Source organism: Paenibacillus sp. NPDC056933 (assembly GCF_042674385.1).
GTDB lineage: Bacteria > Bacillota > Bacilli > Paenibacillales > Paenibacillaceae > Paenibacillus.
Map to the genome: position 1 here is coordinate 251,925 of NZ_JBHUQN010000006.1, position 6,829 is coordinate 258,753.

The 6,829-nt window shown below is 45.2% G+C and carries 4 protein-coding genes and 11 tRNA genes; 1 reads left to right on the forward strand and 14 read right to left on the reverse strand.

Annotated features, from left to right (window positions below; all coding sequences use genetic code 11):
• Positions 1-256: 256 nt before the first annotated feature.
• From ACFTRD_RS29210 to ppc, 3 genes are all read right to left on the reverse strand, one after another.
• The gene (locus tag ACFTRD_RS29210) at positions 257-871 is read right to left on the reverse strand and encodes a zf-HC2 domain-containing protein (protein ID WP_192271068.1); all 615 of its coding nucleotides are present in this window, start codon (positions 869-871) and stop codon (positions 257-259) included.
• 134 nt (positions 872-1,005) lie between these two features.
• The gene (gene sigW, locus ACFTRD_RS29215; protein WP_017692117.1) at positions 1,006-1,572 is read right to left on the reverse strand and encodes an RNA polymerase sigma factor SigW; all 567 of its coding nucleotides are present in this window, start codon (positions 1,570-1,572) and stop codon (positions 1,006-1,008) included.
• 256 nt (positions 1,573-1,828) lie between these two features.
• The gene (gene ppc, locus ACFTRD_RS29220; RefSeq protein WP_379386114.1) at positions 1,829-4,621 is read right to left on the reverse strand and encodes a phosphoenolpyruvate carboxylase; all 2,793 of its coding nucleotides are present in this window, start codon (positions 4,619-4,621) and stop codon (positions 1,829-1,831) included.
• A 575-nt stretch (positions 4,622-5,196) separates the two neighbouring features.
• Here ppc and ACFTRD_RS29225 point away from each other — a divergent pair.
• On the forward strand, positions 5,197-5,487 hold the full coding sequence (locus ACFTRD_RS29225) for a WGxxGxxG family protein (RefSeq protein WP_379386116.1): 291 nt from the start codon (positions 5,197-5,199) through the stop codon (positions 5,485-5,487).
• 188 nt (positions 5,488-5,675) lie between these two features.
• On the opposite strand, the gene ACFTRD_RS29230 is transcribed toward ACFTRD_RS29225, so the two are convergent.
• From ACFTRD_RS29230 to ACFTRD_RS29280, 11 genes are all read right to left on the reverse strand, one after another.
• A tRNA-Gly gene (locus ACFTRD_RS29230) sits at positions 5,676-5,746 on the reverse strand.
• Positions 5,747-5,755: 9 nt separating this feature from the next.
• Positions 5,756-5,829 (reverse strand) — tRNA-Pro (locus tag ACFTRD_RS29235).
• A gap of 16 nt (positions 5,830-5,845) precedes the next feature.
• Positions 5,846-5,922 (reverse strand) — tRNA-Arg (locus ACFTRD_RS29240).
• 6 nt (positions 5,923-5,928) lie between these two features.
• Positions 5,929-6,003, reverse strand: a tRNA-Gly gene (locus tag ACFTRD_RS29245).
• A 10-nt stretch (positions 6,004-6,013) separates the two neighbouring features.
• A tRNA-Leu gene (locus ACFTRD_RS29250) sits at positions 6,014-6,094 on the reverse strand.
• Between the two features lie 10 nt (positions 6,095-6,104).
• Positions 6,105-6,177 (reverse strand) — tRNA-Lys (locus tag ACFTRD_RS29255).
• Positions 6,178-6,186: 9 nt separating this feature from the next.
• A tRNA-Gln gene (locus ACFTRD_RS29260) sits at positions 6,187-6,261 on the reverse strand.
• A 10-nt stretch (positions 6,262-6,271) separates the two neighbouring features.
• Positions 6,272-6,347: transfer RNA gene (locus ACFTRD_RS29265), tRNA-Val, on the reverse strand.
• A 123-nt stretch (positions 6,348-6,470) separates the two neighbouring features.
• A tRNA-Glu gene (locus ACFTRD_RS29270) sits at positions 6,471-6,542 on the reverse strand.
• Positions 6,543-6,552: 10 nt separating this feature from the next.
• Positions 6,553-6,625: transfer RNA gene (locus ACFTRD_RS29275), tRNA-Thr, on the reverse strand.
• Between the two features lie 3 nt (positions 6,626-6,628).
• Positions 6,629-6,704: transfer RNA gene (locus tag ACFTRD_RS29280), tRNA-Asn, on the reverse strand.
• Between the last annotated feature and the right edge of the window lie 125 nt (positions 6,705-6,829).

Below are 6,829 nucleotides of genomic sequence, written 5' to 3' on the forward strand. Positions count from 1 at the left end.
GATCTCATATTAACCCTTTAGGATTTTAAATAATCCTTTGTCTTAGCATTACAAAATGCTTTTCTATATGTAGTAGTATGTTCTCTTTAGTATCTAGGTTATAACGTTCACGTTCAGGTTGCAAGTTACGGGAGTCACAAACTGCGCAGAAACGACTCATATTCCATAAATTACAAACCCATAAGACAAAAAAAGAGTACCCCAGCAATCTGGAGGTACCCTGCTTGGTATATACCCTTGAAGAATTTACCCTATTTTAGCGGTAAGCCACTTCATTTACCATATTGGTTATTTTGTACCAGAACCAGTCCAACGCCTGATCAATACTTTTCACCTGACCGGAAATATGCGCCGTTGAAGCCTGATACAACTGTCCATCAATAACCGTCAGATTGCCATTTACATCACCGTAAACCTGAGCGGTTCCATTCTCTATCGTAAGATCGCCAGCAATTGACTTGCCTTCTGGAACAATAACTGTGTTTCCTTCAATCACGATCTGGTCCAAGTTATTTCCCTTCACAACCATTTCGTTATTTTGATTCCAGAAATTCCAAGCGCTAAAGAGCATCACGACCAAAAAGAAGGCTGCCGCCGTCAGCGCGGGATGTCCTTTGACCCATTTGAGCCATACTTGCTGTCTCTTGGGCTGGGGCAGAGCATTCATAATTCGATTGGTCAGCTCATCCGAGGCAGACGGTGAATAGTGTTTCATGGCAAAGAGTAGCATTTCCGTCTGTTCCAACTCTTTAAAGCGCATGCGACAATCCGGACAGGTCACAAGGTGACTTTTCAATTCAACCTTCTGGGTCGGGGACAACGACTCATCCAAACATTCATGCATTAAAGAGACGGCCGAGTTGCAATCCATATGAGAGCCAATCCTTTCTTCAATCACTTAGTCCCTGCATCATCAAAAAGCACGCATAAGACTTGCATACATTACATACGCATCCGTTTCGGATATGTTTCAAATAATTTCGCCCAAAATAAAGACGTTTCACTTTACAACTTATACTCCAGTTTTTTCCGCAAAAAATCACGACCCCGATGAACACGAGTCTTAATCGTTGTTACGGGCATACCTGTCACATCACTGATTTCCTGTAGCGACAAGTCCTGTAAATATCTCAAAATCATGACTGATTTATACTTGGCCGGCAAACTGTCAATGGCTTCACGAATAAGTGTCTGCGTCTCTGACAGAAGTGCTTCACTCTCTGGTGTACGATCATCACTCGGAAGCATTGCGTAACCGTCAGATCCTTCCTGATCATTCAACTCCGCATCCAGTGAGTAAGATGGTTTCTTCCTCCGTAGGCGGTCAATACACAGATTGGTTGCAATCCGATAAATCCAGGTTGAAAACTTCTGGTTCGGATCATACTTCTCCATATTACGAAACACACGCAAAAACGTCTCCTGTACAACGTCTTCAGCCTCATGACGGTTGTTCAGCATCCGATATGCCAGATGAAACAGCTTGTCCTTGTATAATTCAACGATTTCTGCAAAGGCCCGCTGGTCACCCTTCAGTACCAGCTTAACCAGCCTGTTCTCCAAATTGTCCACCCTTATTCCCCCAGACATGCTGATGGGTCTTCCGCCTTCTGATACCCGTCCACACTTGTAATTCACCAATCAAATCGTAAATCAACTTTGGTCAAAAATCAAGACTGTGCCGGAAAATATCCGCCAAAAACAGTAAAAACGGGAACTCCGAAGGAGTCCCGTTTCATCTCTCACTCAAGCTGAGGAAAGAATTAAGCTTTTTTGCTATCTATATGGCTGGAAGATTCAATTCATTCATTCTTAAGCAGCTTGACGATCAACCCGTATTCCGAAGCCCTGCAGCAATTCCATTAATTGTCAACAACACTTCACGCAGCAACTCTGTGTCATCTTCCCCGCGCTCACGCATATCCCTGAGCTCGCTCAGAAGTTGGACCTGCATGTAGGACAATGGATCAACATAAGGATTGCGTAGTCGGATTGACTCTTGAATCACCGGTACGTCATCCAGAATTTCAGCTTCTCCGGTAATTTTCAGGATTAGCTCTTTTGTAAGCTTGAATTCAGATTCAATTTGACCATATATGCGATCTCGTGCTTCCTTGTTGGAAGTCATGGCTGAATATTCTTTAGCAATGACAAGGTCTGCTTTGGCAATCGCCATCTGTACTGTATCAATCAAAGTACGGAAGAATGGGAAGCTTGCATACATTTCTTTCAGGACAATCAGATTTTCCTCTTTATCCTGATAGTAACTTTGCAGTCCTGTTCCTGCCGCATACCATGCTGGAAGCAGATAACGACTTTGAGTCCAGGCAAATACCCACGGGATCGCTCTCAGATCTTCAAACTTGTCGCTATTTTTTCGCTTGGATGGTCGTGAACCAATATTCAGCTCACCAACCTCCGGAAGCGGTGTTGACTCTTTGAAGAAGGTGAAGAAGTCCGGATCACGGAAAATCAGATCCTGGTATTTCGTCAGGGATACTTGTGAAATCTCTTTGATGATGCTATCCCAATGACGCTCGGATGCTGACTCTTGCGGCTCAAGACCATTAAGTGCTGCTGTGATCAAAGCCGAAGTTGCCTGCTCGAGACTGCGATACGCTATTCCCTGTAAGGAATAACGGGAAGAAATAACCTCACCCTGCTCTGTAATCTTGATGCCTCCACCAATGGTATGTGGTGGTTGAGCAAGAATACTGCGATTGAGCGGCATACCTCCACGTCCTAGCGCCCCACCGCGTCCATGGAAGAACTTCAGCTTAACGCCGTGTTCATTACCTACAGCTGTGATCGCATTCATTGCTACGCGCAGTTCCCAGTTCGCTGTAACTACTCCGCCATCCTTGTTACTGTCTGAATAACCAAGCATGATTTCATGCAGTTCATTCCGTCCTTTTACGCTTGCGCGGTATACAGGAAGGTTGAACAGCTTCTGCATAATGTCCGAAGCCGCATGAAGATCATCAATCGTTTCAAACAGCGGTACCGCTTGAAGTGTAGCTACAACTTCCCCGTTGTGTCCTTTGGTGAATAAGCCCACTTCCTTGGCAAATACCATGACCTCCAGCAAATCACTCGCGCCCTGCGTCATACTGATCAGATAACTTGTGATACAGCCGGCCCCAAATTCGTTCTGGGCACGCTTAATGGTACGGAAGACATCCAGACACTCTTTGGTTCCCTCCGTGTATTGGTGATAAGGAGAAGTAAGCGGACGCGGATCATCCAGCAAACGAGCAAGAAGATCGATTTTACCGTCTTCAGTCAGACGCGCATAATCTTCTACAATGTTCATTTTCGCCAAAATCTCTGACATCGCATTTTCATGTTCCTTACTGTGCTGACGCACATCCAATGCTGCGGTATGGAAACCAAACAACTCGACTTGACGAATCATTTTGCGAATAGTCGTATCCGCTACGTAATCGGCAAAATGATGGCGCAGACTTCGATCAATAATCATCAGATCATCCATCAGTCCTTGAGCGCTGTCATAGCGGTCAGGCTGTCCCACTTTGTTCTCATCCAAAACATTGTTCAGCTTGGCAATCATATATGCCAATTTGATCCGATATGGCTCTTTTTCATTCCGCCACATATCCACTTTTTTCAACGTTACACAACTACGGTCCTGCTCAATTGACTGCACCAGCTCATCCGATACGTGGATGATGTTCGTGCTGAAGCTGAGATGTCCCATAAGTTCAATCATAATCCGCTGATACTCACGCAAAGCGAGTTTACGCTGCATCAACAGTGTCTGCCATGTTACGTCTGAAGTTACCGAAGGATTTCCATCCCGGTCTCCACCGATCCAGGAACCGAACCGCAAATACGTCGGCACATGCCAGTCATGGTCAGGATAAAATTTATTCAGGCAGCGTTCAAGCTCCTGATATACATCCGGAAGTACGTGGAATAATGTTTCATGAAAGTAATACATCCCGTTCCGCACTTCATCGAGCACAGTCGGTTTACGGTCACGAAGCTCATCGGTTTGCCATAGAGTAATGACTTCGTTCAGCAGCTTCTCCCGTAACTGTTCACGTTCACGCAACGTCAGCGTAGGATTATCAAGCAGCATGACATCTTCGGATATCCGTTTGTGGATGTCCAGTATAACCCGACGCATTGCTTCGGTTGGATGAGCTGTCATAACCAATTCCAGAGACAAATCCTCTAGAATATCCTCTACTTCTGTATGAGAAAGTCCGCGTTCCTTCAGATCCTGTACTGCTTTCTCAATCGATCCTGGCTGCACAGCGTTCCCTGCAGAACGTTCATAATCCCGTTTACGCCGGATCCGATGGTTTTGTTCAGCAATATTAACTAATTGAAAATAAATCGCGAAAGCCCGAATAACCTGATGACGATTTTCCGAGTCTAATTCCTGGATCATCGTTTTGAATTCTGCATAAAGTTCTGGCAAGAACTCTGCTCGCAACGATTTGCTCGTTTCCCGAATCTTCTCAACGATATCTAGAAGCTCCGTGCCTCCTTGATGGACAAGAACTTCTCCGAGTATGTTGCCCAGGAACCGCACGTCTCGCCGAAGCAGGTTGTTGGATTGGCTTTTGCTGGCGGTTACCATAGTTTCAGTCATGCTTATCCTCCCATCTGATCGTTCCAATCGTACACGCAAATTTGACACCTTCATAACATCATACAATAAAATGGTACGAAAATCTTTATTTTTCTACTAGTAAAAATGGGGATCAGCCCCGATTTACAGCACAAAAACACGCTTTATTATTCATTTTCTTGTTCTGCTTCGATCAATGGTCAAATGCTGTCCCATGATACCTTTTTCACGTACTATTCATAATGCAAAATTCACATACCTATACCTAATTTCTTATAAATATACAGTCGTACGGGTATGATTTACTTTCGAATAGATTCATGTCTACAAGCATTTCCACTTCTACAAACCAGACGAAACATACAGAAACATGACCGGCAAAGCAAGCTTTTGTATACTTTACCACAGTGACGTAATAAATTAAAGGTCAATTTGTAATTTTCTTTCCCCTAAGTAGCGCTTACTTTAGAATTTGTTATATACGTTGTGAGACAGCTGTAACCATAGGAATAACTTAACATCCATATTTCTACATAATATTCTTTTGCACTTGGGCAGATTAAAGTATAGTTCAAACATAAAAGGAGGGCTAACAAATGAAGAAAAAAAGTACTACTTTTATCGCTTCCATGCTTTTAGTGGCTGCATTGGCAGGTCCAGCTGCTGCCCAGGGCCACACGACGAAAGGAATGGAACCCAATGCTACACATATGAGCACGTACGATAACAGCAACTACACTAACGGTGACTACCGCACCAACAACGTTCGTACAAATGCTGCTACAACAGATCGAAACAAGGGAATGGACTGGGGCTGGCTCGGTTTGCTGGGTCTACTTGGATTAGCTGGCATGCGCAGAAAAGTAACCGATCATAACGATCGTTAATTGCGGCCAAACTCCCTATAAGCATTTTCTTACAAGTTAACCAAAGAGCCAAGACTCTCTTATCACTGAATGACAAGAGGGTCTTGGCTCTTTGACATGTTTTCAACAAAACCTTAGTATCTGCACGCATAAAAATAAAAATAAAGAAAAGCCTCTGCATTTGCAAAGGCTCTTCAGTACAACATTTAAGCGGGTGATGGGAATCGAACCCACGCTATTAGCTTGGAAGGCTAAAGTTCTACCATTGAACTACACCCGCATATAAAGATCGGGATGACACGATTTGAACATGCGACCCCCTGGTCCCAAACCAGGTGCTCTACCAAGCTGAGCTACATCCCGATACTTATGAAAATAATGGCGCGCCCTGAGAGATTCGAACTCCCGGCCTTTTGATTCGTAGTCAAACGCTCTATCCAGCTGAGCTAAGGGCGCAAATATTGGAGCGGACGACGGGAATCGAACCCGCGACCCTCGCCTTGGCAAGGCGATGCTCTACCGCTGAGCCACGTCCGCTTATAAAGGATGCGCGTGGAGGGACTTGAACCCCCACGTCAAAGACGCTAGATCCTAAGTCTAGTGCGTCTGCCAATTCCGCCACACGCGCATATAACAAGTGAGCCATGAAGGGCTCGAACCTTCGACACCCTGATTAAAAGTCAGGTGCTCTACCAACTGAGCTAATGGCTCAAAATAAAATGGCTGGGGATATAGGATTTGAACCTATGCATGACGGAGTCAAAGTCCGTTGCCTTACCGCTTGGCTAATCCCCATTAAGTTAAGTGGTGGAGGCTGAGGGGATCGAACCCCCGACCCTCTGCTTGTAAGGCAGATGCTCTCCCAGCTGAGCTAAGCCTCCATCCTATGACCCGTAGGGGATACTCTCACTTCGTTCGAGACTGCGATGTCATTGCTAACGAAGTTTATCCTCCGACGACCCTTTGGGATTCTCATCCCTTTTTCAAGCTAATAAATATAGCTATGACCCGTAGGGGATTCGAACCCCTGTTACCTCCGTGAAAGGGAGGTGTCTTAACCCCTTGACCAACGGGCCCCATTTCCAAAGCTCTCAACCGGGATCGAACCGGTGACCTCATCCTTACCATGGATGCACTCTACCTACTGAGCTATGAGAGCAAATGGCTCCCCGAACAGGACTCGAACCTGTGACAACTCGATTAACAGTCGAGTGCTCTACCAACTGAGCTATCAGGGAATAATATGCATTTGCAGTGCAAATGCAATTCATCGTACAACGTCAACATGCAGAGCCTGTTTTCTATGTATGATGAAAGAGTTCGCTTGGCGGCGTCCTACTCTCCCAGGACCCTGCGGTCCAAG